This is a genomic window from Leptothoe sp. EHU-05/26/07-4 (assembly GCF_043421015.1).
GTDB lineage: Bacteria > Cyanobacteriota > Cyanobacteriia > Phormidesmidales > Phormidesmidaceae > Leptothoe > Leptothoe turfae.
In genome coordinates this window covers 1,247,142-1,267,595 of the sequence record NZ_JAXSQV010000004.1, presented here as the reverse complement: position 1 = coordinate 1,267,595, position 20,454 = coordinate 1,247,142, and the positions used below count along the sequence as shown (strand labels likewise).

The 20,454-nt window shown below is 47.4% G+C and carries 15 protein-coding genes and 1 CRISPR repeat array; of the genes, 5 read left to right on the top strand and 10 right to left on the bottom strand.

Translation table 11 applies throughout. The features are described 5' to 3' along the window. Positions 1–5: 5 nt before the first annotated feature. The 4 genes from U2F10_RS18390 to U2F10_RS18375 form a co-directional block, all read right to left on the bottom strand. Entirely contained in the window at positions 6–512 is a 507-nt protein-coding gene (locus U2F10_RS18390; protein WP_499866871.1) for a hypothetical protein, read from the bottom strand. Positions 513–653: 141 nt separating this feature from the next. Beyond that, a complete protein-coding gene (locus U2F10_RS18385) occupies positions 654–2,990 on the bottom strand; it encodes a DUF7452 domain-containing protein (RefSeq protein WP_499872970.1) in 2,337 nt (778 codons plus the stop codon). Between the two features lie 174 nt (positions 2,991–3,164). Further along, positions 3,165–4,706, bottom strand: a complete 1,542-nt coding sequence (locus tag U2F10_RS18380) for a hypothetical protein (protein ID WP_499866875.1) — start codon at positions 4,704–4,706, stop codon at positions 3,165–3,167. A gap of 551 nt (positions 4,707–5,257) precedes the next feature. Further along, entirely contained in the window at positions 5,258–5,944 is a 687-nt protein-coding gene (locus tag U2F10_RS18375) for a hypothetical protein (RefSeq protein WP_499872969.1), read from the bottom strand. Positions 5,945–6,177: 233 nt separating this feature from the next. On the opposite strand from U2F10_RS18375, the gene U2F10_RS18370 reads away from it, so the two are divergent. Further along, positions 6,178–7,794, top strand: coding sequence for an ArnT family glycosyltransferase (locus U2F10_RS18370; RefSeq protein WP_499872968.1), 1,617 nt, complete (start codon positions 6,178–6,180; stop codon positions 7,792–7,794). A gap of 552 nt (positions 7,795–8,346) precedes the next feature. Then, a CRISPR array of direct repeats spans positions 8,347–9,078; the repeat unit is 36 nt; unit sequence GTTGCCAATTCCATTACCCCGCAAGGGGACGGAAAC. Positions 9,079–9,240: 162 nt separating this feature from the next. After that, positions 9,241–9,609, top strand: a complete 369-nt coding sequence (locus U2F10_RS18365; RefSeq protein WP_163670219.1) for a four helix bundle protein — start codon at positions 9,241–9,243, stop codon at positions 9,607–9,609. A 107-nt stretch (positions 9,610–9,716) separates the two neighbouring features. Here U2F10_RS18365 and ppk2 read toward each other — a convergent pair whose 3' ends face one another. Beyond that, positions 9,717–10,589, bottom strand: coding sequence for a polyphosphate kinase 2 (ppk2, locus tag U2F10_RS18360; RefSeq protein WP_499872967.1), 873 nt, complete (start codon positions 10,587–10,589; stop codon positions 9,717–9,719). Positions 10,590–11,378: 789 nt separating this feature from the next. On the opposite strand from ppk2, the gene U2F10_RS18355 reads away from it, so the two are divergent. Next, entirely contained in the window at positions 11,379–12,893 is a 1,515-nt protein-coding gene (locus tag U2F10_RS18355) for a glycosyltransferase family 2 protein (RefSeq protein WP_163670218.1), read from the top strand. 62 nt (positions 12,894–12,955) lie between these two features. Continuing rightward, the gene (locus U2F10_RS18350; RefSeq protein WP_499872966.1) at positions 12,956–14,359 is read left to right on the top strand and encodes an acyltransferase family protein; all 1,404 of its coding nucleotides are present in this window, start codon (positions 12,956–12,958) and stop codon (positions 14,357–14,359) included. 24 nt (positions 14,360–14,383) lie between these two features. Here U2F10_RS18350 and U2F10_RS18345 read toward each other — a convergent pair whose 3' ends face one another. From U2F10_RS18345 to U2F10_RS18330, 4 genes are all read right to left on the bottom strand, one after another. After that, positions 14,384–14,878, bottom strand: a complete 495-nt coding sequence (locus tag U2F10_RS18345; protein ID WP_499872965.1) for a DUF302 domain-containing protein — start codon at positions 14,876–14,878, stop codon at positions 14,384–14,386. Positions 14,879–14,947: 69 nt separating this feature from the next. Next, the gene (locus tag U2F10_RS18340; protein ID WP_499873001.1) at positions 14,948–16,051 is read right to left on the bottom strand and encodes an agmatine deiminase family protein; all 1,104 of its coding nucleotides are present in this window, start codon (positions 16,049–16,051) and stop codon (positions 14,948–14,950) included. Positions 16,052–16,100: 49 nt separating this feature from the next. Beyond that, the gene (locus U2F10_RS18335; protein ID WP_499062289.1) at positions 16,101–16,781 is read right to left on the bottom strand and encodes a LysR family protein; all 681 of its coding nucleotides are present in this window, start codon (positions 16,779–16,781) and stop codon (positions 16,101–16,103) included. Positions 16,782–16,816: 35 nt separating this feature from the next. Continuing rightward, positions 16,817–17,701, bottom strand: coding sequence for an oxygenase MpaB family protein (locus U2F10_RS18330; protein WP_499872964.1), 885 nt, complete (start codon positions 17,699–17,701; stop codon positions 16,817–16,819). A 54-nt stretch (positions 17,702–17,755) separates the two neighbouring features. On the opposite strand from U2F10_RS18330, the gene U2F10_RS18325 reads away from it, so the two are divergent. Beyond that, the gene (locus U2F10_RS18325; RefSeq protein ID WP_163670206.1) at positions 17,756–19,309 is read left to right on the top strand and encodes an AAA-like domain-containing protein; all 1,554 of its coding nucleotides are present in this window, start codon (positions 17,756–17,758) and stop codon (positions 19,307–19,309) included. Here U2F10_RS18325 and U2F10_RS18320 read toward each other — a convergent pair. After that, positions 19,306–20,448: an NAD(P)/FAD-dependent oxidoreductase gene (locus U2F10_RS18320; protein WP_499872963.1), complete on the bottom strand. Its 1,143-nt coding sequence runs from the start codon at positions 20,446–20,448 to the stop codon at positions 19,306–19,308. The genes U2F10_RS18325 and U2F10_RS18320 overlap by 4 nt on opposite strands. Positions 20,449–20,454 lie beyond the last annotated feature (6 nt).

Here is a 20,454-nt window from a genome sequence, read left to right as displayed (position 1 = left end):
GTTGACTATTGTTGGAAGTTAATTGCCCTAAACTGTGACAGATTGTTCAGAAACACTCGTTTTTTAGAGCTAAGGGAACGTCGTAGACTGGGACCATGGGTGGCCCATCTCGATACATCAAGGGGATTACTGCCCCTTAATCCCCTAATTTTTAGGTCATTGAATTCAATAAGTGCCCCCAGAAAAGCCTGGAGGTCAACCAATAGGGATGAATAGCCCGGCATCATAACTCGCTGAAATAAAATGACATATTTAGCCATGGCTATTACCAGGTCCTGTATTGGGGGATTCAGTTCGGCGTAATCAAGCCCATAGGACGTTGTCTCTAAGATGAGTTGAATGGCCGTATCGACATCCATTTGAGAGAAGTCTTCATCCAGGCCCCTGATGGGATGCTCAGTCATGATCTTGAGCAGTTCATCCATAGCAATATGCAAAACTTGCTCTTCATGACTGAGGGGTTTGACAGGTTTATCAGGTGGTTCAGGCGTTCCACCACATTTGTTTACCATGATGGGTGTTCTCGAAACGAAAGAATATAAATGGGGGCATTGCTGATCCTCAAGATGACTTGAGCTGTCGGATACCGTCAAATAGCAATAGTTCTAACCGGTTCATCCCCTAAATCAGCGATCGCAAAATAGGTGACAACGCTATATCCAATCCAAATCGGGATCTGGATTAGGCGCTTTGGGCAAGTTCTTGCAGACGAACCCAGCTAACCAGAATGCTGGGAATAGGTCTTCAATTTCCTTGTCAGGATCTTTCTCCACAGGCTTGCTCGGTGCGGGACGGGGTTTGGGTGCGGGACGGGGTACCGGTCTGGGCCGAGGTTTTGGCACCGCAGCGCGGGCAGGCTTGACCACCAACACATTAAATGTGACGTTGTTGGGAAGAGGTTTGCGGTTTTGGTTGTAAACTGTCCATTTATTATTGGAGTACCAAACGCCTATGGGATTTGGGTTATAGGTGTTGATCCATCGCTGGGTAACAAAGACAATGCCCTGGGGAACACCATTGCTAAACCCGTTATTAATGTAACTGACATGCTTCATGCTGCCCTGTTTAGTGGCATCAGTTACTTTATGTTGGAAAGCGACACCTTCTAAGCCACCAAATCGAATAGGAGCCCCTGGTTTTAAGACCAAAATATTAAACTTGGTGCCAATTGGCATGGGCTTCAGGTCTTCGTTATAAATTTTCCATTTGCCACCGCTAAACCACACACCTACCTGGCTAACATTGTATTTCCCGTAATGCTGGGTAACGAGCACGATAGCATTACTTTGGTTGTTGGTTAGCCCATGATTAAGGGTGGTGATATGGCCACTTGTGTTGTTTTTCGTGGTTGTATGAACAAACACATTTCTGTTTAAGGCTGGATTAACCGCTAGAACATTGACCTGGTTATTCTTAGGCATGGGCTTTCGATTCTGGTTATACACAGTCCATTGGCTGCCATTGAACCAGACGCCGGTTTCATGGGTGTTATATACACCATACTTTTGGGTGGTAAACAACAAGAAATTGCGGTTGCCATTGGTAACACCATTGTTAATGTTGGTGATATGGCTTGAAATATTGGTTGGAACCGCCTTGTGGCTAATCAGATACATCCCAGCAGATTGGGTTAAGACCCGAGCTCTGCCTAAGGCGATTTTTGTACTCCCTGTGAAATTGGTAAAAGCAACCGGTTGCACAGTGCTAGATGCCGTCAGTTGAGTTTTGAGAGCATTAAGGTTTTTACCTTTGAGTATCTGGACGCCTGACTGATTGTCTATTTGCCGGTGTAGTATTTGTCTATCCTTTTTGACGGCCTGATAGTTTAGAGCTTTGGGGGTGGACAGAATGTTCACAGAACCTGATTTTAACTGAGGTGATGCATTGAGCATGACGTTACCAACAAAAATAGGCAGATTCTTCCCAATGGTTTTTTTGAATGTGTTTCTGTTTTTGGCTGAATCTTCCTTCAGTTCTACGTCTAGATTCCGCAAAAAGATCATTTTGACCGGCAGCACCGATAGGGACCCGGTGGGACTGGACTCACCATCACTGAGAGGGGCAATGAATTTTGGCAGATCCCAGAATCGTTGATGGAAAAGATCAATGCTAAACCAATCTCTGACAACGGAGAGAATACCAATGTCGACACTAATTTTTTCGATTTCTAATTCGTCCTGTTCATCACTGAAAAAGTCTTGGTAGTCTTTGAATACAGTGTTTTTAGCATAGTTGTAATATTCGTCGACTTCCCTGGCATCCATGGCGATACTGGCCCAACCACTCCCCCCTTCCTTAAAGAAGTTACTGGGCACAAAACTGGTTGGATAATAGTAACCGGACGTTCCTTTACCAATTTTCTCCCGTTCGGCTCCCGAGAGCTTTGACTTGTAATGCTCTAAGATATTGGATGGATATCTAGCTTCCAGCTGAAACTTGATATTTTGATGATTTTCATACACTAGCTTGTTACCGATGTCCTGCCATTTACGCGAGGCAGCTTCTTCTCGTTGTCTAGCAATGGCGATCAAATCGTTGAGGGAGGCAACAGCATCGGTATCATCATCACGTTCCGCAGCTGTTTTTTGAGAAATCAAGCTAGCAAGTTCAGCCGCCGCCGCCAGTGCTTCATCCTGACAGGTGTAATAGTTTTCTCGATTTTCAGGATCCTCAACATAGGCGAGTGCTTCCTGGAGTTTGGCCTCTTCTTCGGCGGTTAGAAAATTACCGCTGGCAGCAAAGGCCTTACCCAAACTGTCTTTATAAACATCCCAAATAAATTTAGTAGTATCAGGCTCATAAAACCGTTTGCTAGGAACGATAAAATTGGTGATTTCTGCAAATTCCTGGGGATGTTGAGGTTGTTCAAAATCGTATAGCGTATAGGCTTCTGCCAGTTTGTTGATGGCAACAAATGTATCTTTTTCGGCTAAACTGTCCTGATGCAGTTTAGCGAGTTTGCCCATTAAGGCTAAGCTAATTCTGTTCATTTTGAGTTTATATGAACGTTTTTAGTTTGTATGAACGTTCTAAGGCGAATTTTGAAAATGGAGCGCATGGCCCACGGACTAGAACAGTATGTCTAGTCCGTGGGCAACCCTAAGCCCCGTAATGAGTTGTTCTTAAAAAGAATTACTCGGTATCAATAAAGGGAAAAAGCAATCCTAAATCCACTTTTTGATACTGGGGTTTGGATTGGGAGATTTGGGCATCTGGTGACACTTAAACCCAATCAGCTGCATGCCAGGAATCCGAATGCCCTGCTCCTCTCGGTGAGAGTTCACATTTCTTTCAAAATTATCCTGCTTGTAGCTACCACCCACGGAGAAAGGACCCCAGCCACCGCCAGCGCTGACATCAAAGTGCTTCTTCAAAGAATCGTAGCTGTACTCAGACTCACCAAACTCTAGAAATAAGTCTCTGACAAAAATCGCCGTGGTGGTGAACGCTGGAATCATACCTTCAGGTTGAGCAGCTCCATCAGACACCATCTGATTATTAAAATCAGGCACGGCCTCGTCAAATCTCCAGTAGGTGCTCGTTAGAAAGTTGACGTTAAACCAGGGTCGAATAATGGGAACCTGAGCGATCTTAAAGCGCAGTTTAAACCGCGAAGTATTGATCTTGTGCTCAATTTCAGTTCTGTCGTAGTTAGCTTCAGCCTTAGCCCGCCATAGGCCAAAGCCAGCTTTGACTTTAGTACCGAACCCTTTCTTGGAGTAGTCATAACTACTGGCGTAGTCAGAACTGTCAAACTTGAACTGGGTCCATCCGTCTTCGTATCGGGCAAAACCACCGGGAACAAAGGTAACAGGATGAAACGGCAGCCCCGTTAGCATGCTGTTGAGCTGTCCCTCTTCAAACAACTCCTGGTATTGTTGCTTGAGTAACGCAATGCTTCTACCTTCGACTTGTTTGATAAAGGCACTAATACGATCAAACTGTTCGCGATAACCTAAGGTTGACCATTTGCGCTCAGCCGCTTGCACCCGTCTACGAAGAATGGGGCCATTGATGGCCCAGGCCGAAACCGCTTTGGGGTCATTCCCAGCCTCAGCCTCAATACGCAGGGTATTGTAGGCTAGCTTAGCCGCCTCCCATTCACCCAAGTACTGGTCATACTTAAGAACAAGTGGACTGGGTTCTTCGATGACTCTTTCTTCATCGGTCAGAAAATCGACTTCGATTCTCTTAGAAACCATCAGGCTCCGCAGTTTCTCTAGCTTGGCCTTGGTACGCTCATCGGGTTCAACATCTGCAACCTGACTAAACCTCAGAACTTGTTCGTAAGCTTGAGAGAGGGTATTTTCAACATTCCAAACATTGAAAGAATTGGTGCCAGTGCCCGATGTATCTGGAATGAGATCGCATAACCGTGCCAGATTTTCGGCATGGATGTACTTACGGCGGCTTTCATCAGCCAACATTCTGTTGAGCTCTTCTACACTGGTGTCTTCATCGACTTCTTCAGTTTCACCATTATTGTTGGGTTTATCGGCGTTAAAATCATCCCTGACATTTTTATATACGCCGCCCAGACCCTCGGTTAGAAAATCAAATTCGTCTGGCGGAAAGGGAATGCCAGGGGTAACCCAGGCCAGATAATTGTCTTCGGAGGGAGGCGCAGCACCATCGCCACTGCACAGTGCATCATAGAGTTTTCCTAGAACGGAATTCATTAACTCACTGGGGAGTACGTTAGCCATAGTTCCTTACCTAGTGTGTAGTATTGTTGTTTGTTATCTCGCTGCGTAGCGAGTAGATAGATGACAACAACTCACTAATCAATTTTTCTTGCTTTGTATACATAAGTTAATATTTAAATGTTTTCTCCTCTGGAAGGATAAAGCCATGGCAGGAGACAGGTTCACAGGTGTATTATTTTTTGTGGCACTACCTAGAAAAGAGAGTTAGCAGTAGCTTTAGATAGAAATATTGGATAAATTGTCTCTAATACGAAATCCCGACTGATAGCACCCGGTATCGAAGGGCATCCACAAGGGAGTGCCCCTACAGGATGGTCTATTTTTAATCGGGTTTAATACATTCGGATTTGGATAACAAGATGAATGGATCGGTTTCGAGAAATTTTACAACTATCCTTGCCAGGATGTTGTCAAAATAACTATTCAACAGATATTCAACAAAAAAGCAGAAAGCCGCTGTTTTTTGAAAAAACAGCGGCTTTAAAGTAAGAAACTCCACCCTAACGGTTGTTGGCTGGTAGTCCTATCTTGGGGGAGATACCTCTCGCTTGTTAGCTAGTCTGCCTCAGCTTTCGCTGATGATGATTAAAGGAGCGTTGTTCATTAGTCAGTACAGCATAGTCAATGGGAGGACGCATATCCCATTGAAGCTGAGTCAGTAATAGTAGACTGCCGCCAATGATGGCACCGGTCACCCCGTATTGCCAGGTACCTAGCTGGGTCACGGTAAACGCGGCAACCCCATGCACCACCGTCAGCCCTAAAAACGTACGCGAGCGAATGCCCCAACCCGTCAGGCCATGGCCAATGGCACACAGCCCTAACCACAAGGGGCAGAGGTTTATCAATATTGGCCCTACATAGCCAAACACGCCCCAATTGGTGATTACAGTGCCGACTAACATTAATGTAGCCCAGCTGTATACTAGCCACATGAGTCGTTCTACCCGTGCCCAAAAGCGCACGATGGACACCATACCCACAACAGCAATTACCGTAAGGCCGGACCAAGCAATTGCCAGTTGCTGCCAGCTAGCGTGGGACACCTGAACTGAGGCAAACATGAATACTGCCAGGGCCCCCCACAACGCAAACACTTGATCAACGCGAGTGTAAATACTTGAAAATGCATAGCCAAGGACACTGTGACGAAAGTGCCAGGCCCCGCGTAAATCTTGCAAATCTAAATCATGCTGCTTTGAGCGCAGCAGGGGCTCATTTGAAAAGCCAATAGTCATAGCAGTTACTCATAGAAACCAAAGATGGATCCAAAGCGCGAGAATCAGTCGCGGCTTTAGCAATACGACGACTGGCTACGCATTTATGTACTTTTAATTCTAATTGTATCGTTTTGTCAACTATGTGTGCTAACCCATATATTTGGTATAACAGGCCGGATGACGGTTTCGGGAGCATAAACCGCGTGGTGTAATGTTTTGAACACGCCCTAGCTGCACGTATGTCTGTCCCCATGCGACCTGACCGTTTTTTATATCTACTGCTGGCAGTGGTGTTGATTGTGTTGCTGTTCAACCTGCATCTGTGGGTCATCACCACAGGCCCCGAGGGCAGTATTGCTGAGATTAGTCGGGATATGCTGGCCCGGCAAAATTTTATGCATCCTCGGTTGCTGGGGGTAAACGATTTTAGCCATCTGCCATTGCCCCTCTGGTTGACCAGCCTGGGAATGCGGCTGTGGGGCATCAATACATTTGGGGCTCGCTTCTTTATCCAGATCAGCATTTTGGTCCAGGTAATTTTTACTTACCGCATTGCGATGCGATTATTTGGGTCGTCCCAGGTCGGTCTGTTTGCTGGACTGATCTATCTGTCATGTCCCCTGGTGTTGGCCTGTAGCCGTTACCTATCCGCCGATATATTGTTGGCCACCTTCGAGCTGGCAGCTATCTACTATATTCTGCTCTACCATCTGGAAAAACTACCAGTTGCCCTCTATGGACTCGCGATCGCATTCGCCGGTGGCCTATTATGCGGCGGGTTACATAGTCTGCTATTGCCCATCACCGTGGGCACCTATGTATTGACATTTGGGCCTCACAACTATGGGATTCACTGGCGTCATGGCCTGGCCGCATTGATCATGGCAGTTGGGCTCACCTGCTTTTGGTTTGTGCATGCCAGCCATCACCTCCCCGATATTTGGGCCTTTATCCGCCAGACATTTTGGCAAGACACCTTTTTCGGGCCACCCAGGCATCCCCGCTGGCAATATGCAATCACATTTCTGTTGGGCAGTTTGCCTTGGTGGTTTTTGGTGTTGCCCAACCTTGCCAGCCCGGTCTGGCAAAACCCCAATGTGTTGCCAGTCTGCATCACCTGGCTAGCCCTGCCGTTGGGGTTCTACACATTGACCGGTAGTGCATCCCTGGCGGCATTGTTGCCCCTGGTATCTGGGTTCTCGATTCTTGTCAGCTATTGGGTGCAGTTTCTAACGAAACAACAAGTGTGGCGTTACAGCCGCTGGTTTGCCCAAATTTATGGCTGTCTGGGTATGCTGGCCTTCATGGTACCCCTGGGCTATCAAATTCTTGGACAGCCATTGCAAAGCACCTGGCCCATGGTGATAACGGCGTTGAGCACGTTAGGCTTAGTGCTTTTGCTATACCGATTTATCCGGGCGGGGGTCAGAATTCGGCTGGTGGCTATGGTGCTGGTGCCATCATTTATGTTGTTGTTATATGGCGGTTACTACACCCAGGCCAATGGACCGTGGAAAGAGAGTGCTAATGTTGTCTCTCAGATTATTCAGCAACGGCGGTTAGAGAGTTTACCGGTCTTGGTTTATAACGAAGCGCTCCCCTCCCTGGCCTTTGCCCTGAATAAAGACACCATTACCATTAACGATGGCATTGTCAATGAGGCCTATTTTCAAACCACCCAGGGTTGGGAACCCCGCTGGATTCGGCTAGGGAACCCCGAGGATAATCTTTATTTACGTCGGCTGATGACTGATCCATCGGTACTGGTAATTCCAGGGGATTTGCCCGACCGTTGGAACTGGGTAAAAATTAATTATCCTGAAATGGAATGGGCCGGTCGTTGGCAGGTGTTATATCGTTCTCAGTAGGGGCTTCCCCTTGTGGGTGTCCGGATCGCAAATGATTGGGTCATAAATGGCCTGGCCTAAAATGCCTTAGGCACGATCATTCCTGCGCATTAATTGGCCTCAGGCCTATGGGGCATCCACAAGGGAGTGCCCCTACTTGGTTTATTGCGCCCCTTTGTAAGGCTGCCGTGTACACACAAGTATTGGAAACTAGCGTTGGCGGTTGCCTCACCCCCTCTAACGCCCCCTTGCCTTGAGTGGAGATCCCCTCTGATACCAGGGGTTTTTGTGCGGTACAGGGTGGGTAGCAAAAATCATTAAAAATTGATTGCATGCCTGGACATTCCTGGTTGGGCTAGTTATGGTAGGCATGAATTCCTAATTTTCCGAGGGATTCAGCCGAACCTTGAAAACCTGATTCTTCCGTTATATCCCTCGAATAGTGACTGTGAAAGACTTTCAGACGTTTTTCCAGGGCTTTATTGGGAGCTATTCTCGATTAAGTCGGTCATTTTTGGAACCCTTAGATTTGGGTGTCTAGAAGCCCCTGGTTACAATGGTTTCAAAAGGGAGGTTGCCAATTCCATTACCCCGCAAGGGGACGGAAACTTATCTAGGTCAAGAACAGTAGAACGCCAGTTAGCATTTCCAGGTTGCCAATTCCATTACCCCGCAAGGGGACGGAAACTCGCTGAAAAGGGTCGAGCCGTTTTGCTGGGCTCTGTATTGGTTGCCAATTCCATTACCCCGCAAGGGGACGGAAACATGCCATGGATCTGCGACTTTGACGATCGCATCAGTGCTGTTGCCAATTCCATTACCCCGCAAGGGGACGGAAACCGATGCATCGACAGCAACACATGCTCGTATTCTATCTGGTTGCCAATTCCATTACCCCGCAAGGGGACGGAAACGCCATTTTCGACTACCAACAACCGCAACAACGTCAAGTTGCCAATTCCATTACCCCGCAAGGGGACGGAAACAGTTCTTTGTTTTTTACAACTTCTTCAATTTGAAATCTACTAAACAGTTGCCAATTCCATTACCCCGCAAGGGGACGGAAACTGAAGTCCTTAAGGATAATTCTCTCGCCGTAAACTGACTCAATGGTTGCCAATTCCATTACCCCGCAAGGGGACGGAAACTCGTGCAAGTGCTCGCGATCGTATCTGCCGTTGGCGGTGGGTTGCCAATTCCATTACCCCGCAAGGGGACGGAAACTTCTAAATTCTTCAGTGGCGTGTTGACTGAACGAAGCAGGTACGTGTTGCCAATTCCATTACCCCGCAAGGGGACGGAAACGGCTGGAAGACGGAAGAGCGAAGATAGAAGAACGAAGAATCGAGGTTAAGAATCCCCAGATTTAATAACCCTTACGCATCATATCTTCCGTCCTCCCTCTTCCGCCCTCCGCCTTCCCCTTCCCCCTGGGCACACTAAACATAGTTTTTCTTAACCCAAACTATGCCTACGCCCACCGAAACACCCATCAAAACCCTACGCGATCGCACAAAAACCTTTGCCCTCAGAATTGTGCGACTATACACATCATTACCAAAAAGTACCGAAGCACAGGTACTAGGAAAACAAATGCTTCGCAGCGGAACATCCCTCGGTGCCCATTACCGAGAAGCGAATCGTGCCAGGTCTAATGCAGAATACATCAGCAAAATCGAAGTCGGATTACAAGAATTAGAAGAAACTGTTTACTGGATAGAACTTCTTATAGAAGCCAAAATTGTAGACAGTCAAAATCTACAAAACCTACTCAACGAAGCCGATCAACTAATAGCAATCCTTGTCTCCTGCGTTAAAAAAGCACGAAATAAGTAAAAAACACATCCCCCACTCCCTCTTCCCTCTTCCCTCCTCCCTCTTCCACCTTTCTCTTCCCTCTTTTCCCTCTTCCGCCCTCCGTCCTCCGCCCTCCCTCTTCCCTCCTAATATTTGTTAGGCACCATGCGTTGCGTTTCCTTAGGCGGGCGTTGATAATGAATCGCCCCCTGTCGCTTAGGTAACATAATTGGCTCGTAAGGTAGCTCCTCGTAGGGAATCAGAGTTAGTAAATGACTAATACAATTAAGCCGTGCACGCTTTTTATCATCGGCGTCGACCACATACCAGGGGGAACTAGTGGTATCGGTCATCGCAAACATGTCATCTTTCGCTTTAGAATACTCAACCCAGCAGGCACGGGCCTCTAAATCCATGGGGCTCAGCTTCCAACGCTTAGCTGGATCTTTGATCCGGTCCTGGAACCGCTTTTCCTGTTCTTTATCACTGACAGAAAACCAATATTTGACCAGAATGATGCCCGAGCGTTGGAGCATATGCTCAAATTCAGGGCAGGTGCGCATAAATTCGGTATATTCATTGTGGGTGCAAAAGCCCATGACGCGCTCTACACCGGCGCGATTATACCAGCTACGATCAAAGAGAACAATCTCGCCAGCTGCCGGTAACTGGTTCACATAACGCTGAAAATACCATTGGGTTTTCTCTCGATCAGTGGGCTTACCCAACGCTACAATACGGCAACCACGAGGATTTAAGCATTCAGAAATACGTTTAATCACCCCACCCTTACCGGCAGCATCTCGCCCCTCAAAGATCACAACAACCTTCAGGCCTGCATACTTTACCCATTCTTGCATCTTCACCAACTCAAGCTGCAAACGCTCTAGTTCAGACTGGTATACAGATTTTTTCAGGCTTTTCTTCGTCTTCGAGTGCTTTTTCTTCTGGGTAGATTTATTGTGGGTATCATCCTGTTTTTTAACAGTCTTCTTAGTTGCCTTTACTGATTTAGCCATCGGAATTGTAGCGATCTGGCCTAAAGGTTTGTTATCAGCGCTCTTTTCGGTAGCTTTTCGCTTTGAGGTGATCTTTTTTAAAGCTTTCTTTTTAGTCACTTTGGGTTTTTCATTTGAAGAATTAACATCTGCTTTCTTCATTGTGCTATGGGTGTTTGACTTAACCATAGAGTCTCCCAAAATATCTCGATAGTGGTCAGCATACGTGCTTATTTATCGAAGCATGGGCGAGCTTAGGTTAGTCTAAATATTTGCAGATACAAAAAATTAAAATGTAACGCTTGAATCAAGCCTACCCAGACTTGGGGAGGTGGGCTTCGATACCGAGCATATCAGTCAGAATTTCGGATAAGAGGTTAAACAGCTGATTTGCATTTTATAAAAGATTATGAATAGGCCTTACGTTATCAACGCCTCAACCATTGCGGCAACTCTCTCACCCGTTCTAAATAATCTGTTTCCATAGCTCGCTCAGGCCTTTACACCAGACATTATGCCCTGCATTTTTCCGAGCTTAAAATCCATAACCCTAGCGTCTGCTTTAATGACGTCCGCTCATACGAAAATTAACACAGGCTTAACATTGAGTTAAAATTGTTCGTCAAGTTACGGAATGTTTCGACGAATGTTGATTCGATGGTTTACCAGCAACGTATGGCAATAGTTGTTTGACTTGAATTTTAAGCGGTTACTAGACCGCTGGTCATGTCCTTGCATGGCCGTTAGGCAGCGTGTTTGTGCTTCAACATCTGATCCGACGCCTGCAAAGGGCCTGACGAGGGTTGCTATATGCAAACAAAGAATAAAAAATGCGATCGCACAAATGCTGGCTTATCAGTATTCAATCTGAGTGATCGCTGGCAGACTGCCAGCAAGCTGATTTTCATAAATGTACTTTTAATTGGTCTACCGACCATCATTTGCTACTACAGCCTGCAGCTAGGCGGCATTTCCTTAACGTGGCTGCATTTTTCACTGGTGGCGCTCTATCTATCCAGCGCAGTGATGCTCATTGCTGAATCCACTGCCGCTGTTTCGCGACGATTTGCTAGCCAGTCAAGGTTTTCACCGTCTCAACCTAATAGCTTTAAGCGTCGCCTAAAAAAGAGCCTCGGCGTTCAGGGAGCAGAACTGCCAGAGGGTCAGCCCTTGCCACGCTGTTCGTTTATTGTGGCGGCCTATTTACCCAATGAACAAACCATCATTTTAGAAACCATTGATCACCTGCTAAATCGGATACATCAGCCTGAGGCAGGTCTAGAAGTGATTTTGGCCTATAACACCCCGGTGGTGCTACCCATTGAGCAAACCCTGGTGCGATTGGCCAGAAAGTATCCTAATTTTCGGCCTTATCGAGTTGAAGGCAGCCATTCAAAAGCCGAAAATATTAACGCTGCCCTCAATATCGTGACCGGGGAGATCACCTGTATCCTTGATGCAGACCATCATCCAGCCCCAGACTGTTTTGAGCGGGCCGGTCGATGGATCGCCAATGGGTACGATGTTGTGCAAGGCCGCAACATGATCCGTAATCGCAGTGAAAATCTCCTCACTCGCCTGGTGGCGGTGGAATTTGAGTCGATTTACGGCGTCAGCCATTCTGCCAAGTCGTTAATGGTAGATACGGCTTTATTTGGTGGCTCCAATGGCTATTGGCGCACCTCAGTGCTACAGCAGGTCCGTTTTAACCCAACGATGCTGACCGAAGATATTGATGCGTCGATACGCACCCTTTTGCATGGGTATCGCATCGTCCATGACCGCAGCATTACGGTTACAGAATTGGCCCCCAACCACATCAGCGCCTTTTGGTCACAGCGTAAACGATGGTCCCAGGGATGGCTAGAAGTTAGTTTGCGCTATCAAAAACGGTTTTGGAAGTCACCCCAGTTAACCTTTGGGCAAAAGCTAATTTGGACCCATTTGCTCTACTATCGAGAACTGTTTCCCATTTTATCGGTACAGATTTTGCCAATTGTTTTCAGTAGTTGGCTGCTAACAGGAACCATTAATTTCACAGACAATGCATTTTTGTTGTCGGCAACAGTTATTACGTTTTTGAGTAGTGTTTACAAACTGTTGGTTACTGCAAAAATTGGGTATCACCATTATCCCAGGTACTACTTTTTGCAATATGCCTTACTGACACCGGTTTACTCATTGTTGAAAAACATGATTGCGGTTGTTGCACTCTACGATCATCTCCATGGAAAAACCGAGTGGGTCGTTACTCCGAGAGAGGCGACACCTGCTGTGGCTAATTTGGAAAAAGTCTATGGATTACCTGAAACAGCCAGGCTATAACCTTGTCTTTTGAGAAAATTTCAACACCCTTTTAGAAAACAGATTTTACTTTCCCATCTTCTATGAAACGTCGTTTTAATCGGTCAGCGGCGGTACAGCGCTTAGCGTGGCTAGACGGATTGCGCATCTTTGCCGCCGTCATGATCCTGCTTTACCATGCCCAGCTGTTGTTTACTCAATATCGCTATACGCCACAGCCTACGGGCCTAATCCATAATCTGCAACAGCTGATTGCTGAGACAAACTCTCTGGCAACGCCCTCGGGATGGATACAGTTGCTAGGAATTCCAACATTATTTGGGTTTCAGTTTGTGGATGTGTTTATTTTGTTGAGTGGGTTTAGCCTAATGCTAGCCGCCCGGCATCGTTCTTTTGATTGGTTAGGTTTTTGGCAAAAGCGTTTATCGCGACTGCTATGGCCTTTTTGGACAGTTGCCCTGCTGTCTTGTCCGGTTTTATGGATGATTGGCGCTGCGACTGAAAGCTATATCCCACCAGTGTGGAATTATTTTGCAGCGTTTACTTTTCCGCTATTAATCGATCATCGCGCTAGTCTCTTGTTGCCCATCAGCGGTCCATGGTGGTTTATTCCATTAATTCTAAGTTTTACCCTGTGTTTTCCGGTGCTACATCGACTGGTGTATCGCTGGGGTAGCCGCAATCTGTTGCTGGTGAGCCTGGTCATTACTCTGGTTTATCGAGCACTGGCTATATACACCTTTGGAGGACAGCCCACATATACGATTCTAGCGACTCCCAATGGACCGTTGCCGTTTTATGTGTTGCTGGCTAAACTGAGCACCTTTGTGATTGGCATGGTGGTGGCTCAAGCCTATAAGCACGGTCGTGGTGTGCTTTTTTGGCCCCAGTTTAAGGCGTTGCGAGTGGGTCTTGGTCTTTATGCCATTGGCTTTGTTTGTCAGTTTTATCAATTGGGGTGGATAGTCTGTGACCTATTGGTACCTCTAGGATTAACCCTGGTTTGTGTGGTGATTTGCCGATGGCTTACGGCAGTTCGCTTTAGTCGTTATCTGGCGCTGAGGCTAGGTCAATATAGCTATAGCTTTTTCTTGGTTCATAATTTTGTGGTGGATCGTACGCTGGGTCTGGTTGTGAAGGGGGATGAGGTCAGGTATGCGATCGCACTTCCCCTAATGATTCTCGGCACCTTAATCCTCGCTGCCATTACCGATGCCGTTACGCCTCTGCTACAAAGAGCCCTAGCCCGTCTGTGGCAAGATATTGACTATCTACTAGCCCGTAAACCTGCGGTAACGGCTCCTCGCTGGGTGCCTTCAGTGGGGGATACCGTTGGCTATCTTGACCAACAATGGACTGTTCAGGCCATTGAAGTATTGCTGGACGATGGTAACTATTACCTGTGCAAAATTGCGAATGCCCAACAAACCCGCTGGGTTAGCCAAGAGCAACTCCAGCTGATGGCTCCGACTGTATTGGCTGGATAAGTCAGGGGGAAAACCGAATTGATTTTAAGGTGCGATCGCACCATTCGTTAGATTATTCAGCGCCCCTGAAACTGTCTTAATCGCCTCTATACCGCAGCCATCCAAACGATGACGCCCCCCCAAATACTGCGGGTCGTTATAGGCTAGCTGCGTCTGACCCTGGTCATCCTCCCAAATCAGTACCTTTTGCGGTAAATCAATGGCAATGGTTGGCTGACACTGCATCAGAGGCGTTCCTAGTTTGGGGTTACCAAAAATAACGACTCGGGTAGGTCGTAACTCCAACCCTACCCCAGAGGCATTTTGGGCATGGTCAACGGTGGCAAATAAATTCAATCCGTTAGTTTCCAAAATCTTTTTAAATCGAGTTTCTGTTTCCCCAACGCTGTAAGGGCTAGACTTAACAACTAAACCTGTGGGTCCAGTTGCCTGGGCGACGGCCTGCTGACGAGAAAAATAGGCAGCTCCTGCAATCAGGATTAACCCTAAGAAACCGATACCGGCTGTAATATTGCGCATGGTGATGGGCTCAGAACCAGAACTGTGTTTTCAGCCTATAACTATAGGGCGTAGATGTTTTAAAAACAGCTATGTCGTAAGATTTTTTACAGGCTCTTGCTGAGTGGCACAGTGGATACTGCCACCTCCAGCCGCAATAGCATCAATATTCAGGGCAATGATTTCGCGATCTGGGAAGGCTTGTTGTAGTGATTGTTGCGCCCTTTGATCAGCGCGGCCATCCCCAAATTCCTGCATGATCACCGCACCATTGCAGACATAAAAACCGACATAACCAGCGGCAAAATCTGGCGTCTCATAACTGTCTCGGATTGTGCCAGGTGCTTCGAGGACAATGGTTTCAAGCGGTCGACCCTGGGCATCCGTTGCGTTTTCTAAGATTGCTAGATGCCGTTGAGTCACCCCATGGTCAAAAAAGCTTGGATCGGGTTCATAACCAGCCAGCACAACCCCCGGTCTGGCAAACCGAGCATAGAAGTCGGTGTGACCATCGGTGATATCTTTTCCCTTAATCCCAGGTAGCCAGATAATCTTCTCTAGACCGAGAAGCGGCATTAGCTGGTCTTCAAACTCAGACTTGCTCACCCCTGGATTACGATTGTCATTGAGCACACAACTTTCAGTAATAATGGCAGTACCATCGCCATCTACTTCAATACACCCTCCCTCCAAAACGAGATTAGTATTGACCACTTCAGCCCCAGATTGCTGGGTAACAAATGCAGCAACTGCAGCATCTTGCTGAAAAACTTGCTTCTGACCCCAACCATTAAAGTTAAGGTCAATGCCAGCTTTTTGACCCTGCTTAGAAAACACAAACAGAGGACCCGTATCTCGTATCCATAGGTCATCTAAGGGCGACACAATCAATTCAACAGATGCACCTAATAGATCTTTGGCGAGATCATACTCTTCAGGTCTGACCAGCATAGATACTGGCTCATACTGGGCAATTGTTTGGGCAAGGGTAACTAAGTTACGTCTCACTTCTGGCAGTAGTTGTCGCCCCCAAATGCGCGCACTTGCCCCAAATGCCATCCAGGTTCGCGTATGGGGTGCAGCTTCATCGGGCATATACCATTGCTGGGTGCTTACTTGAGAATTCGCGCAACCCATCAGCATTCCTCCAGCAAATAGCGAAGTATTTTGAACAAACTGTCGTCTTGTGATCATGGTCATCCCCGATATGCAATTTGTGCCCCAAGAGAGAAATTCTTTAAAATTATTGGGTGATTTTTAACATCTTATTGCCGTTGCGTTGAAACTCATAGGCAACAGTCTGAATATCACACTGATATCCCCTTGTAGTCAGAGCATTTATGACAAACTCCAGGTGCGGTGAGGGGTGTAGATCTAAGGCAACTAAGGGGAAAATGCGTACTTCCTGACAGATGCGCAACAGTTCACAAATAGAGTTGAGATGAAATATCTGATCAAATTGTTCAGAATAGAGAAATAGGAAATGAGAACATAACCCCAACTGGTAGCTAGCGTCTGTATAGCTTAACTGGGGTAATTCTCCTAGATCATAACGGCCTTCAGTTTTGCCTGAGGCAAAATCTTGACAAAATAGTCGAATCGCAGCCTCACGGTTTTTTCTCAGATCACTGGGCGAATGATGGTAGCTCCAAACCCAGTCATCCAGGGTGTTTTCGACCTGTTGAATAATGTTATCTACAACTGCATCAAAGCGCTGTTTAATCTCTGTAGCACTAAAACAATAAAGCGGATCGACGGATTTGATCTGATAGCCTCGCCGAGTGCCTTCTGCATTAAAGCTGGCGGGTCCATCGGCAACAGAAAGGATAGGGTTTTGTAGTTCCGTCTCAGTTAGGTTGAACATTTTGGTGTATTCATCCAACGATCGACCAAAGGGGACTACGCTATCTAACTGAACGGCCATAGGTGATTCCGAAGGGGGTTGATGTGGGATGTTGTTTAGCGGTCGTTATGATTGAGCTCTGGATGATTGAGCTCTGGCAGCAATGATTCAGGACCGATGTTTGATACATCATAGCCTTGGGGATAGCTACGAATGGATTGATCGGCAAAGAAGTCTGGTAAAGAACGGGGCGGCAGTTTACGTAGCAGTCGACTGCGAGCTTTTAAACTGATTTTTAGCAACCGGGTGAGGTGCTGGGGCGCAGGTTGCCAGCCTAAGGCATTGAGCAGTGGGGCATCTAACAATGCAGGTACAGCTGTGTTGGCGAGGGATCGCACCCCCACCGGAAACCAACTCAATAGCATTGCCCGCGTCGCATCCGCCACCCGTTGATTGGCCACAGCATAGGTAAATTTCTCCCGCTCATAGGCCAGGTTATAGGCTTCAAATGCCCCATAGGAGTCTGGCATATCGGTAATGCCCATGCGTTCGCCAACGCCATACCAAAAGTGATACATGGCCTGTTTCTCTAGCTCGCTGAGGGCGCGCCAACCAAAGCGATCGCACCAGCGCACAGGCTCATAGATAAATGTGGACAGCACATACAGATAATCGTTATTGCCGATGGGAAACCGACTGTGGATGGCATTCATCCGTTCTAAAAATGCCTGTCCCTTTGGATGTCGGTAGCCCCACTTAAGCAGCTGTGAGACGATGATCCCGGTGTCGTCATAGCGCTTTTGGGTATGGTGCTGAAACTCCCCCGTATGGTCCAGCAGTTTGGCAATACTGGGCACACAAAATGTCCGCAGCAGGGCAATTTCTAACGCTCGGGTCATATCCCAGGGAAACTCATAGCCCGCCAGAAGATGACAAATTGCGATCGCATCCTGCTCCGGATCCATCGTTTCAATTTTCCGGGCAATATCATATCGCCTCATGCTCTTGTCCCCATCTACCCTGTTAGAATAACCCAGCTCCAACTAATCCTTGCCATGGCACGTTGGTTTAACACGGCAGGTCCCTGCAAACCTGATATTCACTATATGCTCTCACCAGTAGAGCGGCTGCCCCAGCTTCGGCGCATTATCGATCAGCAGGGATACTTTGTGATCCACGCTCCACGGCAAACCGGTAAAACCACTGCTATGTTAGCGCTGGCCCAAGAACTAACAGCTAGCGGAAACTACACGGCCATTATGGTTTCTGTGGAAGTAGGTTCTGCCTTACTGAATGATGTAGATGCAGCAGAGCTTAGCATTTTAGATGCGTGGCGGGGAGCTGCTCGGTTTCGCTTACCCAGTGACCTACAGCCACCGCCATGGCCAGATAATGTTCCCACAGGGCGACGTATTGGTGCCGCTCTTAGTGAATGGGCCGCGCATTCATCGCTTCCTTTAGTGGTATTTATTGATGAAATTGATTCGCTACAGAATGAGTTGTTGATTTCAGTATTACGCCAATTACGAGATGGCTACCCCAATCGCCCTCAAGGGTTTCCCCATGCCTTAGCACTGACCGGTCTGCGAGATGTACGAGATTATAAAGTAGCTGCGGGTGGCAGTTCTCGACTGAATACATCTAGCCCCTTTAACATTAAGGTCAAATCGCTGACACTGAATAACTTCACGGCGGCTGAGGTAGCCCAGCTATATGGCCAGCACACGGCTGATACGGGTCAACTGTTTACAGAAGCTGCTGTGGCCCGAGCGTTTGAGCTCACCCAGGGACAACCCTGGTTAGTAAACGCTTTAGCAAAAGAAGCGGTAGAAGAACTGGTGCCAGATTCTCAACAGCCAATTGATGTAGCAACTATCAATCGAGCTAAGGAAATTTTGATTCGGCGGCAGGATACTCATCTGGATAGCCTGACAGAACGACTCCAGGAAGACCGAGTGCGCTCTATTGTGGAACCTATGCTAGCAGGTCAAGAGTTGGGTGTTGTGCCAGCAGATGATCGTCAATTTTTAGTTGATCTGGGTCTGGTTGTACATCATCCTGCTGGTGGGCTAACCATTGCTAATCCAATTTATCGAGAAGTCTTACCCAGGGCCTTGGCCAGCGGACCCCAAGCAGGTTTACCGATTGTTCAACCCAGCTGGTTAACTGACGATAATCAGCTAGATTCTAAAAAGTTGTTGGATGCTTTTCTTCGCTTTTGGCAACAACATGGTGAGCCATTGCTCAAAAGTGCCCCGTACCATGAGATTGCGCCTCATTTGGTGATGATGGCCTTTTTACACAGAGTTGTCAATGGTGGCGGTACCCTGGAAAGAGAATATGCCATTGGTAGCGGTCGCATGGATTTATGTTTACGGTATGGCAATGTTACCCTAGCAATTGAACTAAAAGTTTGGCGAGATCATTGTTCAGATCCCCTATCAAAAGGGTTGGAACAATTAGATAGCTATCTTGCAGGGCTGGGACTCACCCAGGGCTGGCTCGTGATTTTTGACCGTCGCAGTGAGCTGCCCCCCATTGCTGAACGCACGACAACAGAGTCGACCATGAGTCCCCAAGGCAGGCATATCAATGTTATTCGTGGTTAAGCATCTGGGTCTTCAGAGTCGACTTTTGGTGTTAAGCCCAGTAGTTCCGCCACAGTAATTGCTGTGCCTGGTGCCAACAATATGCCATTGCGATAATGCCCTGTAGCCAAAATCACATTCTCATAGCCCGCCAGTGGTTTAATCACTGGGGCACCCTGCCCCTGGGGGCGAGGGCGTAATCCGCTCCAGTGACGCAGGGTTCTAGCCTGGGCAACGGCTGGGCAATAGCTAATGGCGCTTTGGCGCATCTGCTCTAATCGCTCTAAATTAGGCACCATCTCAAGGTCATCGCCCAGGGGAAATTCAACGGCCTTACCGCCGGGGGGAAATTCCACAGTGGCCCCTAGCCAGTAACGTTTCTCTCCTAAGGGTACCAAGTGCACATCATGTCCATTAAGCACTGGTTGAAACGAGGTGTTATCTAAGGGCTGATCCAGCTCAATTTCCATGGCTTGACCCAGCACTGGGATCATCGGCAATGGTTCTGCCCCCAGCTGGCTTAAGTCTGCTGAGTTCAGACCAGCTGAGAGGATCACCCAATCCACATCTAAGATCTCTTCAGGCAGCTGTAGCTGAGAACAATAACCAGCGTTTTTATTTAAGCCTAAAACTGGACTCTGCCAGTGTGGGGTAACGCCGCGCTGTTGTGCCGCTTCAACCAACGCTAATGTTAGTTCTTTTGGATGTACCTGACCATCTTGGGGAGAATAAATTGCCGCTGCCACAGCTTTTGTATTGACCTGGGGACAGCGGTCCTTTAGTTGTTGTGGTGACCAAATTTCCAATGGATATCCCTGGCTGGCACGTTTAGCTTGCAGCGATTGCCAACGTGGGATTTGTTCTCGATCAAAACAGAAGCTGATTAAACCCTGTATGTGGGGAATAGATCGTCCTAACGATGCTTCTAATTCAGGCAGTAATGTTTTGTAGCGTTCAATACTGTCCCGACGTAGTCGCCAGTTACGACCTTTAACCTTGTGGCTAATAATACCCATTAAAACGCCCAAGGCCGCTTGGGTAACACCTTGGGCGGGGTTGCCTTGATCAATGACATGAATATCAAGTTGGCTATGACTACTCAGCTCATACGCTAGGGTAGCGCCGACAATTCCACAACCAACAATAGCAATTCGTGTCATTTAGCA

Excerpts from the sequence above, each read along its gene's own strand:
- U2F10_RS18390 (WP_499866871.1), bottom strand. The coding sequence starts at position 512 with ATGGTAAACAAATGTGGTGGAACGCCTGAACCACCTGATAAACCTGTC.
- U2F10_RS18385 (WP_499872970.1), bottom strand. The coding sequence starts at position 2,990 with ATGAACAGAATTAGCTTAGCCTTAATGGGCAAACTCGCTAAACTGCAT.
- U2F10_RS18380 (WP_499866875.1), bottom strand. The coding sequence starts at position 4,706 with ATGGCTAACGTACTCCCCAGTGAGTTAATGAATTCCGTTCTAGGAAAA.
- U2F10_RS18375 (WP_499872969.1), bottom strand. The coding sequence starts at position 5,944 with ATGACTATTGGCTTTTCAAATGAGCCCCTGCTGCGCTCAAAGCAGCAT.
- U2F10_RS18370 (WP_499872968.1), top strand. The coding sequence starts at position 6,178 with ATGCGACCTGACCGTTTTTTATATCTACTGCTGGCAGTGGTGTTGATT.
- U2F10_RS18365 (WP_163670219.1), top strand. The coding sequence starts at position 9,241 with ATGCCTACGCCCACCGAAACACCCATCAAAACCCTACGCGATCGCACA.
- ppk2 (WP_499872967.1), bottom strand. The coding sequence starts at position 10,589 with ATGGCTAAATCAGTAAAGGCAACTAAGAAGACTGTTAAAAAACAGGAT.
- U2F10_RS18355 (WP_163670218.1), top strand. The coding sequence starts at position 11,379 with ATGCAAACAAAGAATAAAAAATGCGATCGCACAAATGCTGGCTTATCA.
- U2F10_RS18350 (WP_499872966.1), top strand. The coding sequence starts at position 12,956 with ATGAAACGTCGTTTTAATCGGTCAGCGGCGGTACAGCGCTTAGCGTGG.
- U2F10_RS18345 (WP_499872965.1), bottom strand. The coding sequence starts at position 14,878 with ATGCGCAATATTACAGCCGGTATCGGTTTCTTAGGGTTAATCCTGATT.
- U2F10_RS18340 (WP_499873001.1), bottom strand. The coding sequence starts at position 16,051 with ATGATCACAAGACGACAGTTTGTTCAAAATACTTCGCTATTTGCTGGA.
- U2F10_RS18335 (WP_499062289.1), bottom strand. The coding sequence starts at position 16,781 with ATGGCCGTTCAGTTAGATAGCGTAGTCCCCTTTGGTCGATCGTTGGAT.
- U2F10_RS18330 (WP_499872964.1), bottom strand. The coding sequence starts at position 17,701 with ATGAGGCGATATGATATTGCCCGGAAAATTGAAACGATGGATCCGGAG.
- U2F10_RS18325 (WP_163670206.1), top strand. The coding sequence starts at position 17,756 with ATGGCACGTTGGTTTAACACGGCAGGTCCCTGCAAACCTGATATTCAC.
- U2F10_RS18320 (WP_499872963.1), bottom strand. The coding sequence starts at position 20,448 with ATGACACGAATTGCTATTGTTGGTTGTGGAATTGTCGGCGCTACCCTA.